This is a genomic window from Leuconostoc sp. UCMA20149, assembly GCF_030400235.1.
GTDB lineage: Bacteria > Bacillota > Bacilli > Lactobacillales > Lactobacillaceae > Leuconostoc > Leuconostoc pseudomesenteroides.
Genome location: NZ_VJYC01000001.1, coordinates 283,557 through 302,882, shown reverse-complemented (window position 1 = coordinate 302,882; position 19,326 = coordinate 283,557). Strand labels below are relative to the sequence as shown.

Here is a 19,326-nt window from a genome sequence, read left to right as displayed (position 1 = left end):
GTTTATTCCCTCGTAAATCTTTCTTCATGGATCATCAAAGCGTCTAAGGTTGCCTGTTGGCTTTGAATACTCTTTTTGATTGTGTTGACCGTCTCCCAAAACTCTTGCGCTGTAATTATGAAATACACCCCATTTGGTCTGCTCTTACTACTACCAACTAAATAGCCTGCATTACGTAACCTTGCAACAATTTCACTCGCTTGGTGTTTGCCAATATGCAATGTCCTAGATAGCTTTAACAATGTGACTGCGTTGTCCCTGCCGTCTGGTAAAGCACTTAGAAATTGACGTTCAATGTCTGATAACTGTGTCACATCTTTCATTGTTCACCACCCCAATGTAAACTTTTTAACCATTCATGAAAGTGTTCTTCATTAGCTGGCTTTACTGTGGATGTCTCACTATCAATTACCAGCAATGTTTCACCTGCTTTTAAATTGATACGGTTTATTTCTTCTACGCTAAGCGTGAAGGTGTGTTTTTTATCCTTATCCATGTTAAAATGTGTATAACAAAAGCCATGTATAGGGCGTTTGTGGTTAGGCTCATCCGTAAGTTTGGTCGCTCGGGGATGTGCTTTTTTTATGCCCTTTTTCATGCTCTGCATTCCTTTCTAATTTTCTATTTGAAACAAATCACGTTCAATCACTAACACGTCATAAATGACTATCTTGTCATGTTTATAACCTGTTATCAGTCCTCGCCTTTTCCAGATCTTGACTGTGCCTAAACTAACATCAAAGTGCTTGGCCACATTCTCGGCTCGTTTCCAAACATGTTGGTGTTTAACTGCTCGTAACTCGTTCATAATGTCATCATTAGTAACTGCCATATCATCCCCTAATAATCAATCGTGTGGTTGCCTTATCTAACAACTCGTAGGCTTGCATAATTTCAAATTGCGCCTGTGCGTTATTAGCTAACCTGTCACTATTTGCAATGTCAATCAATGGTTTATACATGCGCTCTAGTGTTTTCACATATATATTGTTCATGCCTTGCGTCCTCCCTTGTGGTTGTCGCCTACCACCATACCAGCGACAAAAGCGCCACCCACTAATACAATGATCGTAACTACTTGCCCTAACCAAATTGTGATACTCATTGTTCTTGCCTCTTTCTTAGTTGCTCTCTTACCCGTTGGCGTTGTTCATCCGTGAGTGTTTTACGCCTTCTTGTCATGAATGAGCCACTAAACTCATCACTTATCCAACCTGCTAACCTGTCTTGCGTTTTTTCGTCAATTTTTCCCATAGCAGGCAAGTATTTTCTGATGTGTGGTGGATAGGTCGTATCAATGTGCCACTTACCTACTTCAACGTCATAAATCACGATTGTTTCTTGTTCTGACCTTGGTATCTTCATTCCGCTGTTTCCTCATCCCCTGATTGTTCTTGGTTCTCTATCGCCCCTTGCGTGTTCTCGTTATCTTCCAAACGGTCATAATACTTAAGTTGCATGTCTTCCAAATCTTTCAACATTTTAATGACCGTTGGTGTTGTGACATGGTCGCCGTCCTTTAAACTATCAACCAATGAGAGAGCTAACGTTTCTTGGATTTCTGCCAATGTGCTGTTAGTGTCCTTGATTACCTGGGCTTCGTTAAATAATGCGTCTGATACTGTCATGATAATTTCTCCTATCTCGTTGCTTTTATAGTGGTTCACTCTTGCACTTATTTGTCTTTATTTGTCTTTATTTGCCTTTATTTGCCTTTAATTGACCTGTATTGTCTGGTATGATATGTGTATATACTAATCAGTTACAAAATAATTGTTTATTTAATAAACATTCGATAAATCAACTATAAACAATGATTAGTTACTAAACAATACAGTTTATACTTTCTTAACTTAGTTTTATTTTTTACTAAGCTCTTAATAAATTCTTAAAGGTAATTATTATGTCTATAACTGCTAACCGTATAAAAGAATTACGCAAACAAAAAAAGCTCACTCAAAGTGAACTTGCTGAAAAAATTAATGCCTCTCGTATGGCGATTGCTAACTACGAGACTGACCGTAATAATCCATCTTATGCCATGCTCTCACTGATTGCTGACGCTTTAGATACCACAGTAGAGTATTTACAAGGCAAGACAGATAGACCCACTAAAACTATTGATAGTAAAGTGAATACTAGGGATGACAGCAAAAAGCATGTGGAACTATCAGATGATGAATTAATCATGTCTTTTGAGGGTAAGGAGCTTTCAGAGGACTACAAAAAGTCTATTCTTGCATTCGTTAAGATGTTGCGTGAGGAAAGAAAATAAATGTATGAATACCTCGACTATACATCCCCGTTAGATTATTTTAATGACGTGATAGAAGACTATAACGTTGCCAGGAGTAACCATGACAAAATTGTGATTACTGAAATGAACGGGTCTATCTATGATCCAGATGTTGCTTTACCGTCTGATAACTTGATTATTGTTAATCCTAACTTCAATACAAAGTTTTCACTACCTTTTAGAAAGTTTCATGAATTACAACACATTTTGAATGGCGAGCAACACAAAACCTATGCATTCTCTCCCTTAGCAAAAAATGATGCTGAGGTTAGTGCTAATGCCTATGCGTTTAAAATGTTAGCTGATTTCTACTTTGATGAGAATACAGATAGATGTAACAAACTCTATGACTTTATGGCATACTTTGGTATACCTATGTCGCTTGAGAGTGCTGTGCGAAAGAATGTATAAGGGAAATAGATGAAATGAAAACCATAATATATTCTCTTATATCCGCCTTCATTGTTTGGATTGTAACCCAGGTAACCAGTATATCAATAGTTTTAGGCATATTGATTTTCGTTGTATCTATCTCTATTCTTGTAAGTATAAATTTTTTTATAAACTGGATACAAGCACAAAAAGAAAACAATAATCTTAAAACCACTATTAACCAAACCAAAAGTGAAAATGAACAACTACTAAAAGAAATTAAGCAATTACGAGATGAAATTGATCAGCTACATCAAAACCAAACCGCATTATATAACACTATTGATGACAAAAATGAATCTATTAAAACCATTTCCCATAGGGCAGATTCATTAGGTAATGTGATCGGAATACTAATAAGCAAAGATGAAACAGAAAAATTAGCCCCTCTTGCTGATAGTCTATTAAAACTAGGAGAATATAACCATGAAAAATAACATCAAGATTGTAAAAATTATTAGTGACCATGAATTTATTATATCTGCTGGCCAAAAACAAGATGTAAGTAAAGGCGATAAATTCATTATATTTGACAGGCATGGGGAGGAAATACTTGATCCAGATTCGGGGGAAAGCTTGGGTTATCTAGATGTTAACAAAGGAACAATAATCGTAAGAAATGTATTTGAAAACATGTCAATAGCTTCAACAGAACCTCACTTGGTCGGTGGTATAGCAAATCAATTTTCTGGAGTCAATACTGCCCTAATTGGCATTCAACAACCTACACCCCTTAATGTAGACTATTCTCAGATAACCCCATTAGACGAGACTCTAGAACCCTCACCAATCAAATTAGGAGATCCCGTAAAGCCTTTAAATTCTGGTAATTATTCAAATAGTTAATTAATTGTTCATTCGTATAGAGAAAAATAAACGTAAAAAATTACAGTAATTGCTGATTTTAATAGATGTTGAATAATAAAATTATAACTGATTATTTTAACGAGGGAGCCTACTCTGTGACACGCTTTCCTGTTCAAACTATGGGCGGGGATGACATTAAAAAACAATCGAGGAAAATATATGAAACTCCAAAAACATTTTTTCAATCAATTACTACATCATCCAGATACACCTGTCTGGACTCTTATATGCACTATGGTAGCTATCATGGCAAGTTATAATACAGTTATTCGCTATGGCTTCTCTGAAAAAATGTTTTTGCGCATACTGATTGTATACCCATTAATCGTCGTATTTATATATTGTCTACGAACGTTTGTAACATTACCAATCGTTCTAAAGTTACATAATTACTTTCCCAACATCATTAAAATAAATGTCCCTGTTCAGGTTAGCATACCGTTACTGGTTATATGGTTTAACGTATCCATAATGATGGTATGGTTCACAATCATTCATCATGCGCTGTATCCCCACTTTTTGATTGGTTACGTTGGTAATTGGATTAAAACATTTTTCGTTGCTGTTCCTGTTTTCTTTTTTGTAGCAAAACCACTTATATTCAATATGTTTGATTTGCTAAAGGCAAAATATCCACTGCTGGATGATTTTCCCGAAAATGATCACACTGCCTGATAAATAGCTCAAAAGGATGCAATTTCAAATATGATAGATGAATTAAAAACAGCCATTCAAAATGCTGGTTTGAGAGTTAATAATTTCTCTTTTTATGAAAAGAAACCATATACAGTCATATCAGTAGACGTTTTACAACATAACTACGACGCTTGGATGTTGGCTATGTATTTAAACGAAACAAACTATAAATACAGTATTACACCAATAGAAATTGACGGTGTCACACGAAAAGTTGATTTTGATTTTAAAACTCAAAATAATTAAGGAGTGTAAAATGACATATTTAAACTTTATTACTGCGACTATCCCGATGTTTTGGGGTGGTGTCATGATGTCGGTTGTCTTTGTTCTACTAATTATTGGAATACTCTGGTTGTTGTGGAACAGCATGAAATAATTTATCTCTCATAACCACATTCGTATTAAAAATAGCATTTTAAAGGTACTTCAGATGACCACATACAATAAAATTATGATTATAGGCTGTGGTGGCTCTGGTAAATCAACCTTAGCTAGAAAACTTAGTCACAAAATTGACGTTCCCGTTTTCCACTTAGACGCCCTTTTATGGCATGATAACTGGGAAATGAGCAGTAAAGATGAACAACGTCATGTCATTTCCAATGTTTTAGATAAAGACCAATGGATTATAGACGGTAATTATAGCGCCACGCTTGATATGCGAGTAGCCAAAGCCGACACCATTGTTTTTATAGATCGTAGTAAAGTACTGTGTCTGTATAACGTGTTTAAAAGGTACATTCACTATAAGGGACAATCTCGACCAGACATGCACGATAACTGCCCTGAAAAAATTGACTTTGAGTTTGTGCGTTGGATATGGACGTTCAGCAAAAAACGAAAACCTGAAATAATCAAAATGCTTGCTGATGTTAAACATACCAAAAATGTTGTGGTTTTAAAAAACAATAGACAAATAAGTGATTTCTTAAAATCTGTTCAAGAATAAAAGGCACTCACAAAGTATACGTGCAGAACCACGTTAAAAGCTTTATTGGGGATGTATATTCATGAAAAAAACTACGCTTTGGCTGATTATCACATTGTTGTTTGCCTTATTAGCAATCTATACCGTTTACAAAACAGGGTTTGACATAAGTTTCTCTCTAACCATATCTAAAAGTGAAGTATCAGCAAGTGGATCAATGGCATTTTTATTTACTCTATTGACTGTATTTAGTGGCATTGAGTATTTGATGTGCAGATTTACTAAATAAGCACTCACAGAGTGCGTACATACGTGCCAAGCGTTCACGTTAAAAAGTTTGGAAAGTATTTCTTGCTATGACAGATATTGGTTACGTATACGCCCTTGAAAACAAATCATTTCCGGGCTACATCAAAATTGGTCAAACTACCAATCTTGACAACAGGCTAAAGCAATTTAATAACACGGGTATTCCAGATAGTAAGCCTACATTGCTACTATTTGCTCTAAAAATAACGAACTTTAAAAAAGCTGAAAGACTATTGCATAAGTCCCTTGCTGATAAACGCGACAGTTTGTCAAAAGAGTACTTTAAAGCGAACTTTAATCAAGTTAAAAGTGTTTTTGATTTATTATTGTTTAATGACCCTCATGCTGAATATGTCAAACCGAATGAATACAATGCGAGAATAACTGGAATTTACAAGCCAAATGTCGTACGCAAAACAGGACAACGTCCTAATAGAAGTTTTCATTATTTATCCATTCCCGTGGGTGCAAAATTAAAGTTAAAAGATGATCCTAAAATAGAGGTTACTGTGATTGACAGCAAAAACCAAGTATTATGTCGTTGCGGACACAAACATTCTCTTTCACGTGCTGCAATATGTTGTTATGACTTTTACCATAAACTACCTGAAGAACAGTCTGGAAAAGATAGAAACGGATTTGCTTGGTTCTCATACAATAAAATTCTATTGAAAGACATGAAACCCGTTGTGAATTCAGAATTTTAAGTAATTTCTATCAGATTGTCGTGCTCAATGTTTTTCTTTATGACTCTATTTTTTAACATTAAATTATTGTATATCATCCCCTAAATTAAATAACCGTATAAACCAAAAAGGCACGAACTTATATTATCTAGTCCGTGCCTTTTGTTATGTATTTTAATAAGCTGTGAGAGCCATTTTAAGCGTTTACTGTCTGTTTGATATAAATGCACTCATCAATACATCAAACCCAAATTCACACGCTATCTCGCTTGTTTTGAAACAAATACACATGTTCTGTCTTCCTTACCGATACGGGGATGACAATGACAGAATGAAAAGGTACATCAAAAACCGGAAAAATCGCATTTTAATTTAATATATATATGTATAATCATTATTATGAAACATTACAAAAGCAAGAGAATCACGCTAAAAACCATTATATTTTTTATTGTGGTTCTTTCAGTGTGCACATTTAGCGTTTTTATATTTGAAAAAAATAGTCAAGATAGTTTAAAATCAACTACATCTTCAATCGTGTCGTTGTCTAAAACAATAATACATCCATCGGACTCTTCTCTAAAGAAAAATTGGAAAGACATGTTGACTGGCCAAAGCTCAAACGTAAGTATTGCTGTTTATAACCACAAAACTAAACAAACCACATTCTATACTAATAACAAATCTGCTACTTATTACACAGCCAGTATCGTCAAAGTCGGTATATTGGCAAACTTACTACGTCAACATGAAAAAAATGGTACTTCCCTTTCATCTACTGAATTGACTTTAGCTCAACAGATAATTGAAAACTCAGATAATGACTCTACGACAACATTATTAAATAGTTATGAGGGTGGATATACAGCACCTGATACACTTTTTGACGAATTAAATATGAATGACAGCATAATGAATTCGTCATCGTGGGGATTGACTACTACCTCATCACGAGACCAACTTAAATTATTAAATTCTTTGGCTTATGGTACAAAATCAAACTTAGAGGGTACTGATCGCAATTATGTGTTAGGTTTAATGTCTAATGTTGAATCTGACCAGTTTTGGGGTATTAGTAGTGGTGTTGCCGATAATGCAACAATAGAATTGAAAAACGGATGGCTGGAGTATGGCAATGGATGGATTATTAACTCTATTGGCCACATTGAGACTAGCAACAGTAATTACACCATTGCTATTTTAACAAATGAAAACGTGACAGAGTCAGATGGTATTGATTTAGTTGAAAAGTTATCCTCCGCTACTGCCAAAGCACTAAATGCTGATTAAAAAAACTTCATACATTAACAAATACTTTACTGCCCCCGCCCCTATTTGCTATCTGGGAGAGCGCACACATAGGGCTCGTCTTGTGTCGAAACAACAATTTTCGATTATTTTTTATAGAGGGGTCTTGACAAGGTTAATCTAGCAACATTACAGGGTTCTTGACTCAAAAATAGGCTTAAAAGTGGTAGCTAAAGTAACCCTAACTACAAAAACTAGGGTGGGTTTAGAGGGTACTTTTTACGTTAGTTTGGATGGAAAGCGTGCTAACCCCTTGTGGCAGTAGTGATAAACTATGCCCGTTTTAGAAACTTGCAAGCTATAAACGTTGATATATCAGTATTCCTGTGTTTTGTACTAAAATTTATAAAAGCCTTTATATCAACGTTTGTTGGATAACCCCCCCTATAAAAAAACTTTTCAAAATTCAACATTTTTATAAGGCAACGGTATGTGTGTGCTCTACAATCTGGCACCAAGGGCGGGGGGATGATAAACATCTAATGTTTAATTGAATAATCCGAGTTAAACTGAGAATCAGTTTAGACACAAGTCATGTATTAATCTTTCTAGTGCAAAAAGTAGACTAATTCCTGTTCTGAACTACACTAATTTTTCAATCCCATTACCACAGGTTTATAATTGAATTGGACCATTAGAAAACCAGGGGAGAAAAAACATGAGTATTTTTGAAGAAATCGAACAGGATCCTGCCAACAAAAATTTCACTCAGCATGGATTAAAACCAATTTACAATGCACCCACAAATGCTAGAATTGTCATAATCGGTCAAGCACCAGGTTTACGAGTTCAAAATACCGGAATTATGTGGAATGATGCTTCAGGTGATCGCCTACGTGAATGGCTAGGCGTTGATAAGGATGTATTTTATAATTCGGGAATGATTGGTGTTATACCAATGGATTTTTATTACCCTGGCAAGTCTAAATCTGGTGATTTACCACCTCGAAAAGGTATTGCAGATAAGTGGCATCCTCGCTTATTGAACAAAATGTCTGACGTAAAGTTAATTATTCTAGTTGGCTCTTATTCTCAAAAATATTATCTAAATCTTAGAGGTTCAGACAAAATAACTGATGTTATTAAAAATTACCAGAACTATCTTCCTAATTATTTTCCTATTGTTCATCCCTCTCCCAGAAATAATATATGGCTTAAGAAAAATAGATGGTTTGAAAAAGAAGTTGTCCCAAACTTAAAAAAGATTGTTGCTAAGATACTGTCAGAATAATTTTTGAATTGTACGAGGTATTAATTTATGTTGTCAGAAAAACAAGAAATCAGAACATATATTTTGGAGAATTTAAACTCTTATAAACCAGATGATAAGCTCAAACACGAGACTAGACTATACACACAACTATTTAATTGTCAGTTATGGCAAGATGCTTCGACTGTGGCAGTGACAATGAGCATGGAAAACGAACTTAACACTCAACCAATAATAGATATGACTATCAATGTTGGTAAAAAGTGTTCATTCCCAGAGTCTCAAAAAAAGATTTACTTTGGTTCGATTATAGTAAAAATAAATTAAGTAGATCTAAGTTTGGTATTTTAGAACCTAATCAGGAAGTAAATTTTGCACACAGCTTAAACGAGATTGACTTAATGATTGTTCCAGGGGTCGCTTTTACAATAGATAATTATCGAGTGGGGTATGGCGCGGGATTTTTCGATCGTGTATTATCTGAATATAATGGAGACACAATTTCATTAGTGTTACCACCACAATTAATTGACAATTTTTCGCGTAACCAGTGGGATATGCCAGTAAAAAATATGCTAACTTAACCAACAAATACACAAAAATGCTTTCTCTCGATATATTAAGAGAAAGCATTTTTTAATTTTAATAAATCGATTAGACTAAGCAAAATTAACGACAACAGGGCTAGACTGAAATGATTCCACCAAAGCAGAATTCATTCTCAGCCTAATAATAACATTATTACTAAAATCATCAGATAGCTTTTTAATTTCTGGATGCTGAATGACTTCATCATTCATCGCTTTGTTCTCGATAATTTCAGCAACAACGGAGTTCGAACTCATCCTAGATCCGGTCTGTTTATCAAACCAAGTAGCTATGGATACTTGGTTGTTGAATCTAATATTTTTGACGCGTGTGCTGTCTTTTTTTGTAACACAGTAGAAAACATTTTCGTCAGAATTAGATTGCTTAAACGTTATGATACTCGAATTAGAAACGTTCTTCGATGAAATAGTTGAGAGAACAATAATATTATCCAAGACGTTTAAAGAATTCTGAAATACATTATTGCTTGTACCTATTTCTGAATCGTGACTAAATTTCTTTCGCTGTTTAAGCAATGTTAGTATTGTTAACGGAATTACTAAAATGATGTAACCAACTAAGGATAACACAAGCGACTGCGATACATAGCCTTTAATATTAAAGTAAACTACAAAAATCATGGAGAAAAAAATCGTTACAAGAAATATAATAAATAGCTGTATAAAGCGTTTTGCGTACATGAACAAAAACTCCCATTAAGTATATTTCAATTATATACCTTTAAATAACCTACTGGCTACTTATCACTTGATAAATACATGCTTGCTATAACACTCTGTGATAGCGAGCGTTATACTTCAAAAACATAGCAAACAAAAAACACTATGCTTGTAATGCTTCACGTCTCAACCTAATAAATTCATCCCCGTGTTGTGTCATCACATTCAATAACGTTTTAAAGTCGTTGCGCCATGTTCTTAAACTTGAGTGACTCTTACCTGCTTCACTCACAACTTCTTCCCAGGTTATAAACTTATCACTGTAATATCGTTTGATGACACCTCTGTGCTCTGGCTTGATAACTGACAAACAAAAACGAATGTTAGCAATATCTTTCTTGTATCCTGGATCAACTTCTGCCATTAGCTTCAATCTACCTGAAAAATAATCTCTCAACATCTTATCTATAGTATCTGCCATAATCACACCTCGTTTTTAATTTTGTCACTATCAAAAGTTATTTTTTGGGACTCTTCAAATGTTTTATTTTGGGAATTGTATTTAAAGTTCCAGCTATACTACGTTTTCCTTTTTCCAAACCCATAGCCCCCCTGCAACATCATATAAGCTTCTTCAAACCATTCTCAGTATAAAGACATTCAATAATGTATCATGCGTATAAACGCTCTTTTGGGCGTTCTATCTGGCTCACAATCTGATTGAGTTGTTTACTCAATGCCATGCTGTAATCAGTGGGAGCAACCACATTGTAGAACTGTATAATAGGTTTGTTGTATTTGTACTTGCTGACACACATATCTTTAAGCTCCGGTTTTAGTTGTTTACAGAACTCATTCAGCAGTCGTTTAATTTCTTGCACAAATACCGTATTCTCGTGCCTATACTTATTTGAACGTTATCAGTCTATCATCCCCAAAAAACAACGTTGGATTATCGCTCTATTAGTACATGTATTTGTCACAGTTACCTCTCTAATTAGTTAGTATTCTTTGAATATTATACTGCATATATACACTATATTTCGTATAAATTTTCATGGGCCTTTTTCTACTGATATGCTGAAAATTAATTTTCATTAATTATATATCGATTACGACATTTATGGATGTACCCAGCCTTTCCTAATTTTAATATTCTGTCTTGAACATCTACAAAGATAAAATGTTTTTATGCTTTTTAATTGAAAAAATAGAACCATTGTTAGAAATAAAATATCTGACCATTTGAAAATAAGCGGCAAAGAAAAATCACAAAAATTTTCTACTAACTTAGCTACTTTGAAACAAACAAAAAAAGCCTAACAGGCTTCTTGATAAAAACTTATATACATCCTAAAACTAAAATCATTAATTAAATAAACAAGTATAATACTTAAGTTATTAACGGTCTCTCTGTACCAATCAACAAATATCACATATGCAACTAAAATTACTAACTAATTAAACAAGTATACTGCTAGACTATTGAGCAAAATCTCCGTTTCGTTCAATAAAACTAGTATAGCACACATTGTAAACAATAGCTATTTTATATGTATAATAGACTGCAGCTTGATACAGTCAAGTTTATCAGGGTTAAATCGAAACCACTGTTACTAAATCTAAAAGCGATATAAAAAGCTAATAGCGCTAAAAATTATTTTGAAATTTTATAAACTATTTTGAAATTAGAAGCATCTAAAAAAATAACTAACCGAGCAGAATACATATGAAATGGTCTTGGGCGACAGCAAACATTGCACTGGCTATTGTACTTATAAAATAAAAACACACCTATCTAATGGGTGTGCTCTACATCAAAGAACGTGCAAGACGCTTTCCGGTTACGTCCTACGCTCTGTATACTACGTCACAATAACAGAAATAGCAAATAAAAAGATCCGATGAATAGAAATGTCTTACAAAAAATTATCTTATGATTATTTGGAGATCAAACTTCTATTCATCGGATCTTCGACACCACCGGTGTCTTCACTAAGCATACGTGTTTTCAATAAATATAGCAATAAAAAAGCCCCAGCGGGGACATTAGAGCTATAAAGAGGTGTAAAAAGGGATTTTGTATTTCAACAATGTGTGCGATTTAATATTATCTCGCTAGGGAAAAACACTTTAAGTGTTTGACCAAGCATAGACTATATCCAACACTAAAGCAAATAAAAAGCCCCAAAGGGCAATGATTTTGTTTATAAAGGATTAACTGCTGTAATGAGCACACAACTCACAGAAAGAATTAGAAAAACCCATTTGGGGTAAAACACATCTCGTGTTTGAACTAAGCATAACCTAGTTACGCTATTAAAGCAAATCAAACATCTAGCCATGTGGAACGACGTGCATTTTAACAAAATAATTCAGCCTTTTTGATATCACTTCTCTACAAATTTAAATTTTAGTGTCTATTCCGAACCTTATTCATTATCAGTATTCTGGCAGTCTACCTAAATTATCAGACTTTTTCACACTGCTTTCCGTTTTGATATAACTATCATCATCAATGATAATTTCTTTGCCACGATACCATTTAGTAGAACCAAATTTTTGATGAATTGTCTCAAATATAACTCCGGCCATCATTTTCTCAATCATGGCATCCCTTTTAATTTTGGTAGTTGTCTTTATTGAGAACTTTTGACCATCAATAGTACGAAAAACTTCAACCTCATCAAACTGGTCATGATTATCAGTATAATGAACCTTGTAAATATAATATTTAGTCATTTTTTCTACTACTCCTTTGACATGTTTAACTAGCTCAATCACTTCACAAGTTTAATTAAAGGTACCTTAATCATATCGTACGTTATTTTTTTTCTAAACGTACCAGCCTCTTGAGATGCATTTTTATTATTAACACCTTTCATAGCTCTAATTTCATTTACGACTGGATAAGTAATAAAATTTAATGAGTCTGCCAAATAACATAGCATTGGTGCGCAGCGAATATGATTATATACATCTTTAAAGTCGCTATCCTCATCTTTGGTTTTTAACCATTCTAACCAGTGTATTTGTTGATCTTCATAAATAATATAGTTATTGCCAATGTGAAAATTTTGCTTATCACTAAAGTACGGTAACTTGTTTGTTGAGTTTTCAAAATTATTAATTACTCTGTAAGCTTCTCCAACTGTAACCATAAGTACAATCTCCTGTTTTAGGCAAGTATACACTTATTAAGACATCAAGTGTGAGCGACTAAAATGCGCCACTCTGACCTTGATTACTTATATGCTTTTTTATTAGAATATACTACCCATAATTTAGATACAGGTATTTATAAAAAGGCCAATGCATGGATATAAAAATCGGCTTATACTCATTGGGATAAATATAATTTGTACATTGTTGGCAATTATTTGCACCAAAAAACGGCTCCAACGCCGTTACACCGCCTACTTGCGTATTTAAAATGTTTCCCTAAAAGTTTCCCATTCTGTGTGAAATGCTATGAAATACAGTGCAACGTTTTTCATAAGAAAAGGCGCTACATCAAGGTTTTTGAAACCTTATGCAACGCCATGAAATGTTAATTGGAGCTAACGGGAATCGAACCCGTGTTTGCTGATTGCGAACCAGCCGTACTCCCTCTATACTATAGCCCCAAAATACAATGGCTTTGCTAAACCATTGTATTTTTTTATTGTAAATTATAAATCTTGTTGGAAATCCATAGGTGTATATAATTTCAATAACTTACTGAAGACAAATTGTGCAATGAACCCTGCAATCACTGGAATGACCAACCATGCAATAATTGCCACAAACGGATTGATAAAGTTATTCATCACTGATGATGGCACTGCAGCATCTTTAACCATTGATTGAATTGGTGAAACCAAACCAATGTAACCAAATCCAGCGGTTGTTGGTGTGCCTTGAATATTAAATAGCGCTACTGGAATACCTGAAATTGCCGCTGTCAATAAGAATGGCAACATTGTCACAGGCTTAGCAAATACAGAAGGCATCATACCTTTCATAGCACCCAAAGCAATTGCAACCGTCACACCAGGCTTGTTCACCTTCCAAGAATTAATTAGCAAGACAATAGTCGTAGCAACAACTCCCATTGCAGCGGCACCAGAACCAATACCAGACAAACTAATTGCCAAGGCAATACCAACAGTTGACACAGGTGTGATGATGATAATGGCGAACGCCATTGCAATTAACATCGCCATTGGGATTGGGGCTAACTTGGTAAATGTTTCAACCAAGTTACCAATCCAAGTCGTAATATCACCAACGTATGGTGCAATTGATTTTCCAATTAATCCAACACCACCACCAACAATAATTGGGCTCAAAATGATGGCAACTGAACCAAATCCTTTCAAATAGCGGGCTACCAACCATGTCACAAAAACAGCAATCGCAGACACAATCATAGCATTGATAACATCACCAGCACCACTGGCGATGTATACGTTTGCCGGTGCAACCGATTTCAAGCCAGTGACTGGATTAACAAACCCTGCTGGTGCAACTGCCCACTTGATTGAGCCAGATGCCACCGCCGTTGCAATAGCCACAACACCAACATCCAAGCTCTTCATCTTAAATTGTAAAGCAACAGCCATACCAATTAAGAACGGAATCAACGATGTAAACAAAGTTAGAATAGCACTCAAGTTAGCACCAAAAGCAGTTGTCCCTAAACCTGAATACTGAATAATGTACTTCATCACAGCTGATGGCAAAACACCAATCAAAATTCCTTGGGCTGATCCAGATAGTACTTTAAAGAAAAAATCCTTTAAATGTAAATTTGTTTGGCCGCTAAATGCTACGGGCGCATTTTCTTTGGCTTTGCGTGCATAAGCTTCATTCCGAACTTCCTGCGACGCTTTCGATGACCATTTCTGGCCGTCTGCTTTGATAGTCATATCAAACTTCCTCTTTCCAACGCTTGTGATGTCTCCCACTATCTCAACACCACAGCACATAAGTATATTACACTAACAATTATATCACTTGATTATTATTTCACAAGTACTCCGCATAAAAATTCCCAGAGGTCTAGTCTGGGAATTTAATAGTTGTATTTGTAAAAAAATGCTCAATTAATATTTAACTGCAATAGCTGGCGTTTCACCATTAGCAAACGCAACAGCGGCATCAAATGATTGATGAACCATTTCTAAGACAGCCTTTGTTGTATAGAAAGCCGTGTGTGGTGTAACCAAAACATTTTCACGTGCAATCAAATCGGCAATCTTTGAATCTGGGAATTCCTTATTTGACCAGTCTTCGTTGAACAAACCAACTTCATTTTCGTAAACGTCCATACCAAAGTCGGAAATTTTACCAGAGTTCAAGCCATCAATCACAGCATCAATATCCATCAAGTTTCCGCGGGCAGCGTTCATGATAACAACACCATCCTTCATCTTTGAAATCGCATCAGCGTTAATCAAATGGTGGTTTTCAGGAACACCTGGCACGTAGAGTGAAATAGCATCTGCTTGCGCATACAATTCGTCCAGCGTGTCAACATACAAACCTTCAGCTTGCAATTCAGCGTTTGGGAACTTGTCATAAGCAATTACTTTTGCGCCAAATCCCTTCAAAATGTTAATAGCAACACGACCAATATGACCTGTACCAATAACACCTACCGTTTGCATACGCATTTCGCGACCAATTGTTGGTGCCCAACGCAAGTCATGTTTGGCAATTTTTGCATCCAAAGCCTTTGTACGACGTAACAAACGTGACAATTGGATCATTGAATGTTCAGCAATTGCATTTGGTGAATAAACTGGGACATTTGAAATGTTAAAATTGAATTCACGCGCAGCATCAAAATCAATATTATCTGTACCAACGTTACGCAAAGACAAGTTAGTAACCCCAACATTGGCTAAAGCAGTCAATGTTTCACGAGTGTAATCCAATTGTTGATAAACAACGGCTGAATCAGCCCCTTCAGCTAATTTAGCTGTTTCAGGTGTCAACAAATCTTGTGTATAGTCAACTTCAACCTCTGGGTTGGCAGCTTTCCATTCTTCAAGTGATGGCTTTTCATCATCACGAATACCGTAAGCAAAAATCTTCATGAGTTCCTCCAAAATTTTATTACACTTACATTGTACCCTATTTCACTAATGAAAGCACGACATTTAATTATCAGTAATCAACATTTTTCTCATAATTTGTTCTCAAAATGCTTAAACTAAAAACACACTTTATTCACAATTAAGCTGTAATATTATAGATATTCCAGAGCAACACGCGCTGGAAACTCTCCTAAATAACGTCATCGCTAGATGACTCTCCTTCGAATTTTTTAGATGCCCGCAACATCTAAATTAATGAAAGCAGCCGTGATGAAGCTGCTTTTTTTCTGCATTAAAAAACAACCTCTCGGTTGTTTTTATTTTGAGATAGGCTTATCACCAGACTTTGTTAAAATACCGTCAATAAAGCCGTATTCCAATGTCTCTTCGGCACTCATCCAGTTATCACGTTCAGTATCGTGCGCGATTTGATCCAAATCTTTACCAGAAGCATCAGCCAAAATTTTGTTCAACTTTGCACGTGTTTTGGTCAATTGTTCAGCAATAATTGCCATGTCTGTCTGTTGTGTGCCACCGGCAGCACCACCCATTGGCTGATGAATTAAATACTCGGCATTTGGCAACATATAACGATGACCTTTTTCACCTGAAGCAGCAATAATAGTACCCATTGATGCCGCAAGGCCCATCACGATTGTTGTTACCGGCGCCTTAATAAAGTTCATTGTGTCAGTAATCGATAGTCCGGCTGTAACAGAACCACCTGGTGAGTTGATATACATTGAAATTTCTTTGTTTGGATCTTGAGCTTCCAAAAATAGTAACTGAGCAACAATCGAGGTTGCCATACTATCTTCGACTTCTCCTTGAACCAAAATAATACGATCTTTTAATAAACGTGATGGTAAATCATAGTTTTCACGTCCATTTGCAGTTTGTTCAATAACTCCGGGCCACATAAATTTTACCTCGTATCCTAGCTTGGTTAATTCAAATAATTAACTTATTATTATTTTAGCACATTAACAGCGTGAGTGCTAAAAATTTACAATTTAGTCAAATCATACGCTTCACCAGCTTCAATCATTTCTGCCAATTGTTTTAATTTTCGCATACGATGATTAACACCTGATTTACTAATTTCTAACATTTCACCTAGTTCTGCCAATGATTCATCCGGATTATCTAGTCTCGCCTGTGCCACTTCTCGAAGCTTTTGGGGCAGAAAATCCAAACCACCGATTTGCTTTGCAATCGTCTGAATTTGTGACACCTGCTTATTAGCGGCAATCGCCGTTTTTTGCATGTTGGCTGTTTCAGCATTGACTAACCGATTCACCGAATTTCTCATATCACGCATCATTCTAATGTCTTCAAATCTCAGCATAGATTGCGTTGCACCGATAGTTTGTAAAAAATCAACAATTTTCTCAGCACGTTTTAAATAGACAATGAAACCATTACCGCGATCAGTCATTTTGGCTGGCAAATCAAACCCGGACATCATTATCAAAAGTTGCTCGCCTAGTTCTTCATGTGTCGTATAGATTTCTAAATGATAATTTGCTTTTTCCGGCGAATTGACAGAACCCGTCGCCAAAAAAGCGCCACGTAAAAAAGATCTTTTTTTATCGACTTGATTTAGAAGACGCGATGGAATCTCTGGATGAAGACCAAAAGGATCAACCCCAAGGTCATTTAGCACATCATCGATCTGGCTTTTCAACAATACACCGTATGACTTATGTCGAGACAAATGGTTGTGATCACTGACTGTCACTTCGACCTCAACATTATCATAACTTTGTTTTAAAAGCGTGTAAATGCGTCTAGCAATTGCCGCATTTTCGGTCTGAACGCGAATGCTTTGATCTAGCCCGAGTGTGCTGACGCCATTCATGCGCATGAGTGCCGATAACTCTGCCTTGGCATTACCGCCATGCACAATCAAACCAGTTAGTTCCTTTTTTACTTCAGCAGCGTAAGACATCTATTTTTTTCCTAAAATTTCCATCAACTTATCAGCAATCTTTTGACCATCATGGAAGGCCCCAGCATCACGTAATTGCAAAAAATCACCCGCAATTTGCTGAGCGCCCTGAACCTTTACAGCTGATTCATCAAGTTTAACTTGTTTCGAAATCTCATTCCACTTCTGAAAATCAACGAAATCGTCTGGTACCTTTTTACTATTTGAAACAACATAATTAACAACGGGTGCACCAATATGTGCATTAAGGGCTAGCAAATGTTGTGCATCTGTATAGGCATCTGTTTCGCCTTTTTGCGTCATGATATTAGCAATATAGACTTGTTTGGCTGATGTTTGCTGGAGAGCCTGTCTCACTTCTGGCACCACAACATTTGGTAAAATCGAAGTAAACAAGCTACCCGGCCCATACACTACCATGTCAGCGTTCATAATTGCTGTCACAACTTCCGGTGCTGCTTTCGGTTCCTCACCTGGTTCATCACCAGTGACCCACACATGATCAATTGTTTGATGCGCATGCGTAATTTCAGACTCACCCGCCAAAGTCGATCCATTTTTAAATTCTGCATGTAAAACTAACGGCTCATTTGAAACAGGATAGACGTGACCACAGACGTGCAAAAACGTTGCTAACCGTTGCACAGCATCAAAAATGTTACCCTGCATTTCCGTCATCGCAGCAATAATTAAATTACCCACAGCATGTTCAGCGAAGAATTCGTCTTCTGCATGAAAACGATATTGTAGGAGCTTTAATATTTCTGGATCGACATCGGCCATTGCCACCAAAATATTACGAATATCACCTGGTGGCACGATATTAATGTAATCTCTTAGCAGTCCGCTCGAGCCACCATCATCAGCAACAGTCACCACGGCCGATAAATCAACCGCTTCTCTGACTAGAGGCTTAATGATAACTGGCAAACCGGAACCGCCACCAATAATCACGATTTTAGGGTTCATATTTTTTAACCTTTCCAAAAACTAACTTCATTTTAACACAAAAAGTCGCCCCACAATTTTGTAGGACGACTACCTGTTACTTAGAAACTGTTTTTTGACGGGCAAGGTCATGAATTGCCTTTAGAGCACGCTTACGCGTCTTAATATTAGGACTTTTCAACTTGCGAGCCGCTGAGGCAATGTCTAATTTTTCTGTCATTGTATGAGATCTCCAATTTGTTTTTTTGCAAATAGGGACGGAGTAATCAATATTTTTCAATTAATTACTCTAGCAATCTTACTTACATTTAATAACTATACCACGTTTTAATGGAAATGCA

28 protein-coding genes, 1 tRNA gene and 1 pseudogene are annotated in these 19,326 nt (G+C 35.8%); 12 read left to right on the top strand and 18 right to left on the bottom strand.

The annotated features are described in order from the left end of the window. Nucleotides 1-2: 2 nt before the first annotated feature. The 6 genes from FF105_RS01755 to FF105_RS01730 form a co-directional block, all read right to left on the bottom strand. Entirely contained in the window at nucleotides 3-323 is a 321-nt protein-coding gene (locus FF105_RS01755) for a MarR family transcriptional regulator (protein ID WP_147651967.1), read from the bottom strand. After that, nucleotides 320-598: a hypothetical protein gene (locus FF105_RS01750; RefSeq protein WP_290046224.1), complete on the bottom strand. Its 279-nt coding sequence runs from the start codon at nucleotides 596-598 to the stop codon at nucleotides 320-322. The genes FF105_RS01755 and FF105_RS01750 overlap by 4 nt, the downstream gene beginning before the upstream one ends. Before the next feature lie 15 nt (nucleotides 599-613). Continuing rightward, on the bottom strand, nucleotides 614-832 hold the full coding sequence (locus FF105_RS01745) for a hypothetical protein (protein ID WP_290046222.1): 219 nt from the start codon (nucleotides 830-832) through the stop codon (nucleotides 614-616). Between the two features lies 1 nt (nucleotide 833). Further along, nucleotides 834-995 carry a serine/threonine protein kinase gene (locus FF105_RS01740; protein ID WP_290046220.1) on the bottom strand — a complete coding sequence of 54 codons (162 nt, stop codon included), beginning with the start codon at nucleotides 993-995 and terminating at the stop codon, nucleotides 834-836. 106 nt (nucleotides 996-1,101) lie between these two features. Continuing rightward, nucleotides 1,102-1,365, bottom strand: coding sequence for a hypothetical protein (locus FF105_RS01735; protein ID WP_290046218.1), 264 nt, complete (start codon nucleotides 1,363-1,365; stop codon nucleotides 1,102-1,104). Beyond that, complete coding sequence (locus tag FF105_RS01730) at nucleotides 1,362-1,628, bottom strand: hypothetical protein (RefSeq protein WP_290046216.1); 267 nt, start codon at nucleotides 1,626-1,628, stop codon at nucleotides 1,362-1,364. Before FF105_RS01730 ends, FF105_RS01735 begins: the two co-directional genes overlap by 4 nt. Before the next feature lie 275 nt (nucleotides 1,629-1,903). Here FF105_RS01730 and FF105_RS01725 point away from each other — a divergent pair, with 275 nt between their 5' ends. The 12 genes and pseudogenes from FF105_RS01725 (at nucleotide 1,904) to FF105_RS11650 (ending at nucleotide 9,319) form a co-directional block, all read left to right on the top strand. Continuing rightward, nucleotides 1,904-2,275, top strand: a complete 372-nt coding sequence (locus FF105_RS01725; RefSeq protein ID WP_290046214.1) for a helix-turn-helix domain-containing protein — start codon at nucleotides 1,904-1,906, stop codon at nucleotides 2,273-2,275. Further along, nucleotides 2,276-2,707 carry a hypothetical protein gene (locus FF105_RS01720; RefSeq protein WP_290046213.1) on the top strand — a complete coding sequence of 144 codons (432 nt, stop codon included), beginning with the start codon at nucleotides 2,276-2,278 and terminating at the stop codon, nucleotides 2,705-2,707. A gap of 14 nt (nucleotides 2,708-2,721) precedes the next feature. Beyond that, nucleotides 2,722-3,165 (top strand): hypothetical protein, encoded by a 444-nt coding sequence (locus FF105_RS01715; RefSeq protein WP_290046212.1) that lies wholly within the window; start codon nucleotides 2,722-2,724, stop codon nucleotides 3,163-3,165. Continuing rightward, nucleotides 3,155-3,574, top strand: coding sequence for a hypothetical protein (locus FF105_RS01710; RefSeq protein WP_290046210.1), 420 nt, complete (start codon nucleotides 3,155-3,157; stop codon nucleotides 3,572-3,574). The genes FF105_RS01715 and FF105_RS01710 overlap by 11 nt, the downstream gene beginning before the upstream one ends. 180 nt (nucleotides 3,575-3,754) lie before the next feature. Beyond that, nucleotides 3,755-4,270, top strand: a complete 516-nt coding sequence (locus tag FF105_RS01705) for a hypothetical protein (RefSeq protein WP_290046208.1) — start codon at nucleotides 3,755-3,757, stop codon at nucleotides 4,268-4,270. Between the two features lie 30 nt (nucleotides 4,271-4,300). Then, nucleotides 4,301-4,537: a hypothetical protein gene (locus FF105_RS01700; RefSeq protein WP_290046205.1), complete on the top strand. Its 237-nt coding sequence runs from the start codon at nucleotides 4,301-4,303 to the stop codon at nucleotides 4,535-4,537. A gap of 10 nt (nucleotides 4,538-4,547) precedes the next feature. Then, a complete protein-coding gene (locus tag FF105_RS01695) occupies nucleotides 4,548-4,670 on the top strand; it encodes a hypothetical protein (protein ID WP_277873501.1) in 123 nt (40 codons plus the stop codon). Between the two features lie 54 nt (nucleotides 4,671-4,724). Next, nucleotides 4,725-5,243, top strand: coding sequence for a DNA topology modulation protein (locus FF105_RS01690; RefSeq protein WP_290046200.1), 519 nt, complete (start codon nucleotides 4,725-4,727; stop codon nucleotides 5,241-5,243). A 335-nt stretch (nucleotides 5,244-5,578) separates the two neighbouring features. Beyond that, nucleotides 5,579-6,238 carry a GIY-YIG nuclease family protein gene (locus tag FF105_RS01685; protein ID WP_290046198.1) on the top strand — a complete coding sequence of 220 codons (660 nt, stop codon included), beginning with the start codon at nucleotides 5,579-5,581 and terminating at the stop codon, nucleotides 6,236-6,238. A gap of 579 nt (nucleotides 6,239-6,817) precedes the next feature. Further along, nucleotides 6,818-7,507, top strand: a complete 690-nt coding sequence (locus FF105_RS01680; protein WP_290046197.1) for a serine hydrolase — start codon at nucleotides 6,818-6,820, stop codon at nucleotides 7,505-7,507. Between the two features lie 676 nt (nucleotides 7,508-8,183). After that, nucleotides 8,184-8,756 carry a uracil-DNA glycosylase family protein gene (locus FF105_RS01675; RefSeq protein ID WP_290046196.1) on the top strand — a complete coding sequence of 191 codons (573 nt, stop codon included), beginning with the start codon at nucleotides 8,184-8,186 and terminating at the stop codon, nucleotides 8,754-8,756. Between the two features lie 27 nt (nucleotides 8,757-8,783). Beyond that, nucleotides 8,784-9,319: pseudogene (locus FF105_RS11650) on the top strand (5-formyltetrahydrofolate cyclo-ligase). A gap of 75 nt (nucleotides 9,320-9,394) precedes the next feature. On the opposite strand, the gene FF105_RS01660 reads toward FF105_RS11650, so the two are convergent. The 12 genes from FF105_RS01660 to FF105_RS01605 form a co-directional block, all read right to left on the bottom strand. After that, complete coding sequence (locus tag FF105_RS01660) at nucleotides 9,395-9,964, bottom strand: pyridoxamine 5'-phosphate oxidase family protein (RefSeq protein WP_290046191.1); 570 nt, start codon at nucleotides 9,962-9,964, stop codon at nucleotides 9,395-9,397. 202 nt (nucleotides 9,965-10,166) lie between these two features. Next, complete coding sequence (locus FF105_RS01655; protein WP_290046188.1) at nucleotides 10,167-10,484, bottom strand: hypothetical protein; 318 nt, start codon at nucleotides 10,482-10,484, stop codon at nucleotides 10,167-10,169. Between the two features lie 190 nt (nucleotides 10,485-10,674). Beyond that, complete coding sequence (locus FF105_RS01650; protein WP_290046187.1) at nucleotides 10,675-10,884, bottom strand: hypothetical protein; 210 nt, start codon at nucleotides 10,882-10,884, stop codon at nucleotides 10,675-10,677. 1,561 nt (nucleotides 10,885-12,445) lie between these two features. Then, the gene (locus FF105_RS01645; RefSeq protein WP_004910753.1) at nucleotides 12,446-12,745 is read right to left on the bottom strand and encodes a DUF3892 domain-containing protein; all 300 of its coding nucleotides are present in this window, start codon (nucleotides 12,743-12,745) and stop codon (nucleotides 12,446-12,448) included. Between the two features lie 38 nt (nucleotides 12,746-12,783). Next, the gene (locus FF105_RS01640; RefSeq protein ID WP_080519201.1) at nucleotides 12,784-13,164 is read right to left on the bottom strand and encodes a hypothetical protein; all 381 of its coding nucleotides are present in this window, start codon (nucleotides 13,162-13,164) and stop codon (nucleotides 12,784-12,786) included. Nucleotides 13,165-13,558: 394 nt separating this feature from the next. Then, nucleotides 13,559-13,629, bottom strand: a tRNA-Ala gene (locus FF105_RS01635). Nucleotides 13,630-13,674: 45 nt separating this feature from the next. Further along, entirely contained in the window at nucleotides 13,675-14,913 is a 1,239-nt protein-coding gene (locus FF105_RS01630) for a PTS sugar transporter subunit IIC (RefSeq protein ID WP_010279914.1), read from the bottom strand. A 177-nt stretch (nucleotides 14,914-15,090) separates the two neighbouring features. Next, complete coding sequence (locus FF105_RS01625; protein WP_010279916.1) at nucleotides 15,091-16,086, bottom strand: D-2-hydroxyacid dehydrogenase; 996 nt, start codon at nucleotides 16,084-16,086, stop codon at nucleotides 15,091-15,093. 317 nt (nucleotides 16,087-16,403) lie between these two features. Further along, complete coding sequence (locus FF105_RS01620) at nucleotides 16,404-17,006, bottom strand: ATP-dependent Clp protease proteolytic subunit (RefSeq protein ID WP_004911383.1); 603 nt, start codon at nucleotides 17,004-17,006, stop codon at nucleotides 16,404-16,406. A gap of 86 nt (nucleotides 17,007-17,092) precedes the next feature. Beyond that, nucleotides 17,093-18,037: a DNA-binding protein WhiA gene (gene whiA / locus FF105_RS01615; RefSeq protein WP_010279917.1), complete on the bottom strand. Its 945-nt coding sequence runs from the start codon at nucleotides 18,035-18,037 to the stop codon at nucleotides 17,093-17,095. Next, nucleotides 18,038-19,006 carry a gluconeogenesis factor YvcK family protein gene (locus tag FF105_RS01610; RefSeq protein WP_010279919.1) on the bottom strand — a complete coding sequence of 323 codons (969 nt, stop codon included), beginning with the start codon at nucleotides 19,004-19,006 and terminating at the stop codon, nucleotides 18,038-18,040. It abuts the gene before it with no gap. Between the two features lie 76 nt (nucleotides 19,007-19,082). After that, on the bottom strand, nucleotides 19,083-19,205 hold the full coding sequence (locus FF105_RS01605) for a putative metal homeostasis protein (protein ID WP_004911390.1): 123 nt from the start codon (nucleotides 19,203-19,205) through the stop codon (nucleotides 19,083-19,085). Between the last annotated feature and the right edge of the window lie 121 nt (nucleotides 19,206-19,326).

Coding starts and splice junctions, on each gene's coding strand:
- FF105_RS01695 (WP_277873501.1), top strand. CDS start 4,548: ATGACATATTTAAACTTTATTACTGCGACTATCCCGATGTTTTGGGGT.
- FF105_RS01700 (WP_290046205.1), top strand. CDS start 4,301: ATGATAGATGAATTAAAAACAGCCATTCAAAATGCTGGTTTGAGAGTT.
- FF105_RS01675 (WP_290046196.1), top strand. CDS start 8,184: ATGAGTATTTTTGAAGAAATCGAACAGGATCCTGCCAACAAAAATTTC.
- FF105_RS01625 (WP_010279916.1), bottom strand. CDS start 16,086: ATGAAGATTTTTGCTTACGGTATTCGTGATGATGAAAAGCCATCACTT.
- FF105_RS01605 (WP_004911390.1), bottom strand. CDS start 19,205: ATGACAGAAAAATTAGACATTGCCTCAGCGGCTCGCAAGTTGAAAAGT.
- FF105_RS01680 (WP_290046197.1), top strand. CDS start 6,818: ATGTTGACTGGCCAAAGCTCAAACGTAAGTATTGCTGTTTATAACCAC.
- FF105_RS01620 (WP_004911383.1), bottom strand. CDS start 17,006: ATGTGGCCCGGAGTTATTGAACAAACTGCAAATGGACGTGAAAACTAT.
- FF105_RS01690 (WP_290046200.1), top strand. CDS start 4,725: ATGACCACATACAATAAAATTATGATTATAGGCTGTGGTGGCTCTGGT.
- FF105_RS01740 (WP_290046220.1), bottom strand. CDS start 995: ATGAACAATATATATGTGAAAACACTAGAGCGCATGTATAAACCATTG.
- FF105_RS01755 (WP_147651967.1), bottom strand. CDS start 323: ATGAAAGATGTGACACAGTTATCAGACATTGAACGTCAATTTCTAAGT.
- FF105_RS01710 (WP_290046210.1), top strand. CDS start 3,155: ATGAAAAATAACATCAAGATTGTAAAAATTATTAGTGACCATGAATTT.
- FF105_RS01640 (WP_080519201.1), bottom strand. CDS start 13,164: ATGGTTACAGTTGGAGAAGCTTACAGAGTAATTAATAATTTTGAAAAC.
- FF105_RS01645 (WP_004910753.1), bottom strand. CDS start 12,745: ATGACTAAATATTATATTTACAAGGTTCATTATACTGATAATCATGAC.
- FF105_RS01610 (WP_010279919.1), bottom strand. CDS start 19,006: ATGAACCCTAAAATCGTGATTATTGGTGGCGGTTCCGGTTTGCCAGTT.
- FF105_RS01750 (WP_290046224.1), bottom strand. CDS start 598: ATGAAAAAGGGCATAAAAAAAGCACATCCCCGAGCGACCAAACTTACG.
- FF105_RS01685 (WP_290046198.1), top strand. CDS start 5,579: ATGACAGATATTGGTTACGTATACGCCCTTGAAAACAAATCATTTCCG.
- FF105_RS01720 (WP_290046213.1), top strand. CDS start 2,276: ATGTATGAATACCTCGACTATACATCCCCGTTAGATTATTTTAATGAC.
- FF105_RS01745 (WP_290046222.1), bottom strand. CDS start 832: ATGGCAGTTACTAATGATGACATTATGAACGAGTTACGAGCAGTTAAA.
- FF105_RS01715 (WP_290046212.1), top strand. CDS start 2,722: ATGAAAACCATAATATATTCTCTTATATCCGCCTTCATTGTTTGGATT.
- whiA (WP_010279917.1), bottom strand. CDS start 18,037: ATGTCTTACGCTGCTGAAGTAAAAAAGGAACTAACTGGTTTGATTGTG.
- FF105_RS01660 (WP_290046191.1), bottom strand. CDS start 9,964: ATGATTTTTGTAGTTTACTTTAATATTAAAGGCTATGTATCGCAGTCG.
- FF105_RS01730 (WP_290046216.1), bottom strand. CDS start 1,628: ATGACAGTATCAGACGCATTATTTAACGAAGCCCAGGTAATCAAGGAC.
- FF105_RS01655 (WP_290046188.1), bottom strand. CDS start 10,484: ATGGCAGATACTATAGATAAGATGTTGAGAGATTATTTTTCAGGTAGA.
- FF105_RS01705 (WP_290046208.1), top strand. CDS start 3,755: ATGAAACTCCAAAAACATTTTTTCAATCAATTACTACATCATCCAGAT.
- FF105_RS01735 (WP_290046218.1), bottom strand. CDS start 1,365: ATGAAGATACCAAGGTCAGAACAAGAAACAATCGTGATTTATGACGTT.
- FF105_RS01630 (WP_010279914.1), bottom strand. CDS start 14,913: ATGACTATCAAAGCAGACGGCCAGAAATGGTCATCGAAAGCGTCGCAG.
- FF105_RS01725 (WP_290046214.1), top strand. CDS start 1,904: ATGTCTATAACTGCTAACCGTATAAAAGAATTACGCAAACAAAAAAAG.